General features: G+C 63.7%; 4 protein-coding genes. 3 read left to right on the top strand and 1 reads right to left on the bottom strand.

Going from position 1 to position 2,639, the window contains the following annotated elements; translation table 11 throughout:
• Positions 1-173 precede the first annotated feature (173 nt).
• The 3 genes from EN969_RS25960 (at position 174) to EN969_RS25950 (ending at position 1,802) form a co-directional block, all read left to right on the top strand.
• Positions 174-392 (top strand): hypothetical protein, encoded by a 219-nt coding sequence (locus EN969_RS25960; RefSeq protein ID WP_013531393.1) that lies wholly within the window; start codon positions 174-176, stop codon positions 390-392.
• A gap of 558 nt (positions 393-950) precedes the next feature.
• Complete coding sequence (locus EN969_RS25955; RefSeq protein ID WP_013531394.1) at positions 951-1,256, top strand: BA14K family protein; 306 nt, start codon at positions 951-953, stop codon at positions 1,254-1,256.
• A gap of 186 nt (positions 1,257-1,442) precedes the next feature.
• Complete coding sequence (locus EN969_RS25950) at positions 1,443-1,802, top strand: hypothetical protein (protein ID WP_013531395.1); 360 nt, start codon at positions 1,443-1,445, stop codon at positions 1,800-1,802.
• Here the strand turns inward: EN969_RS25950 and bhcR are convergent, their stop codons facing one another.
• Positions 1,803-2,624 (bottom strand): HTH-type transcriptional regulator BhcR, encoded by an 822-nt coding sequence (gene bhcR / locus EN969_RS25945; RefSeq protein ID WP_063170248.1) that lies wholly within the window; start codon positions 2,622-2,624, stop codon positions 1,803-1,805.
• Positions 2,625-2,639: the final 15 nt, after the last annotated feature.

Below are 2,639 nucleotides of genomic sequence, written 5' to 3'. Positions count from 1 at the left end.
GGGGAATAGGGGAATAGGGGGCGACGGGTCATTGGTGTCCTTGCCGTCGCCGCGCTGGCGTCAACGGCGTCCCACAAAAAATCTCCTCAACCTTTCGAACCTTTTGCTGCGCCGCGCCGACTGATGGTCAGAGGCGAATGGGTCGCCTCGATCAAAAGATCCAGGAGATCATCATGTTCAAGCGCACTCTTACCTCGGGCCTCGTCGCCATCTTCGTCGCCACCGGCGCGCTCGCCGGCACTGTCGGCACGTCGTCAGCCCACGGCATGCATGGCCATCATCATCACCACCACAACCATCACAAGAAGCACTTCAAGAAGTTCTGGTGGAAGCACTACAACCACCACCACAACCATCACCACAGGCACGGCAGGGTGATCATTTTCCTTTGATGGAGGGACCCAATTCCCCAAGAGGGCGGCTTCGGCCGCCCTTTTTGCGTTCGGCGATCACCTTGTGAAGTAGGGCGGCAAAGCTGCTGATCCCCGGCAAGCTACGGCATGCACACATTTCCAAGCAACTGGTCTTTGGCGATAGAGTGCATGGCAGCTTGGCGCATGCATTGCCTATGCGGCGCTGGTCCCGCTCCGTCTCGGCTTCGCCGAGCCAACGCTCGCCCACCAACGCTCCTTTCCTTTCCCTCCGGAGGGGGGAAGGTGGCGCTGCGAAGCAGCGACGGATTGGGGGACCCACCCGGCAATCGGGCCTCGGGCCGATCAGTCACCCCAGTCATAGCAGATATGTGCGTGGCATAGCCCCCAGCAAGTGGGGGAGATTGGCCGCATCAACGTCCTCGCCAACCCTTTCCAGTCGCCGTCAGCGTGGACCTCGGTCCATCCGATTTCCCAGCTCCAGAAAAATCAAAAAAGTTCGAACCTTTTTCCTGGCTGTGACGACAGATGATCAAGAGGCGGATGGATCGCCTCGGTCAACGAAGCAAGGAGATCGTCATGTTCAAGAACACACTCGTTTCCGGCCTTATCGCCACCGCCGTCGCCGCCGCCACGCTGGCCGGCACCGTGCAGCCTTCGGCCGCCCACAGCCATCACCACAACCGCGAAATCGGCATCGGCATTGCTGCCGGCGTCGGCGGCTTCGTCCTCGGCAGCCTGCTCGCCCAGCCGCGCACCGTCTATGTCGACGAAGGCGGTGGCTCGTGGCATGTCCGCCGCTGCTACGATCGCTATGCCAGCTACGACGCGGACTCCGATACCTATCTCGGCCACGACGGATACCGCCACTATTGCCGTCTCTGAGGGGAGGACCCGTTCAGCAACAGAGGGGCCCATGCGAGCCCCTCTTCTGTTGTCTGGATGGTAGCGGTGCGTGCTCCATCGGCCGCTTCAGCGCAGAACTGAAGGGATTGGTCCGGCGACAGATCGGACAGTGTACAGAGATTTTCCGAGCGTCTATCCTGGACCGCGAAACGCGGGGAGAGACCCTTGGACGAGCAGGACCCCAGGGAAGACCTGGTCGAAACGGTTTTCCGCAACGGCACCGTCACCACCGTCGGCATCCTGCTGGCGTTTTCGCTGGGCTTCATCACCCATTGGGCCGCCAACCCGATCCCGTGGCAGACCTACCATCTTGTCGCCGTCCTGCCGATCCTGGCCGGCATTGCCTTGCAGATGCGGGCGCTCTCGCTGCTGCTCGACACGAAATGCCTGCAGCGGCGCATCTATGAACGCGCCAACCGCATCTTCATGGCCGGCCTGATATTCACCGCCTGCGGCGTCGGCATGGCCATCCTTCTCGATTTCTTCGATATCGCGACCAGGAGCGCGCTGCCCGGGGCGGGCTGATCAGCCGGCTCGCACGCCGCCGATCATCCTGGTCACCTCGGCTGCCGCATCGCGCACCAGCGGGCCGATCTCGGCCAGCCGCTCCGGCGTCACCCGCACCGTCGGTCCCGACACGGAAACGCCGCCGATCGGCTCGCCGAATTCGTTGAAGATGGCGGCTGCCACGCAGCGCATGCCGGGGTGCCGCTCCTCGTCGTCGACCGACCAGCCGCGCTGCTTGATCCGCGCCAGATCGTGGGCAAGCGCCGAAATGTCGGACAGCGTCCTGTCGGTGAAGCGCTGCAGGCCTGCCTTGCGCAGCATGGTTCCGACGCGCTCCGGCTCGAGATGCGCCAGCACCGCCTTGCCGATGCCGGACGCATGGAAGGGGCTGCGCGTGCCCGGCCGGAAGAAGGCGCGGATCGCCTGATGCGTCTCGACCTGGCTGACGAAGACCACGCAATCGTCCTCGGCGACGCCGAGATTGGCGGTCTCGCCGGTTCTCTCCATCAGCTCCTGCATGACGACACGCGCGCGGTCGACCAGCTTGCGGCGGCGCAGGAAGGCCGCGCCCATACGGTAGGTCTCGACGCCGATCGACCACAGCTGGTCTGATGTGTCGAATTCGACCATTCCGTGGTTTTGCAGCGTCGTCAGCATGCGGTAGGCGGTGGAGGCGGCAAGCCCGCTCTGCGCCGATATCTCGCTCAGCGACAGGCCGCTGCCTTCCGCGACAATGGCCAGGATTCTCAGCGCCCGATCGAGCGACTGCACCGAACTGGCCTCCGAGGGCCCATTGAAAGCGCGCGGCCGGCCGCGCTGGCGTTTTTCCGTGGTTTCCATGGCGCCATTCTCGAC

Source organism: Mesorhizobium sp. M7A.F.Ca.CA.003.01.2.1 (genome assembly GCF_003998945.1).
GTDB classification, from domain to species: Bacteria; Pseudomonadota; Alphaproteobacteria; order Rhizobiales; family Rhizobiaceae; genus Mesorhizobium; species Mesorhizobium ciceri.
This window is presented reverse-complemented; position numbering and strand designations above follow the sequence as displayed.

Bases quoted from the DNA above. Each gene is read 5' to 3' on its own strand.
- bhcR (WP_063170248.1), bottom strand. From the start codon at position 2,624: ATGGAAACCACGGAAAAACGCCAGCGCGGCCGGCCGCGCGCTTTCAAT.
- EN969_RS25960 (WP_013531393.1), top strand. From the start codon at position 174: ATGTTCAAGCGCACTCTTACCTCGGGCCTCGTCGCCATCTTCGTCGCC.
- EN969_RS25955 (WP_013531394.1), top strand. From the start codon at position 951: ATGTTCAAGAACACACTCGTTTCCGGCCTTATCGCCACCGCCGTCGCC.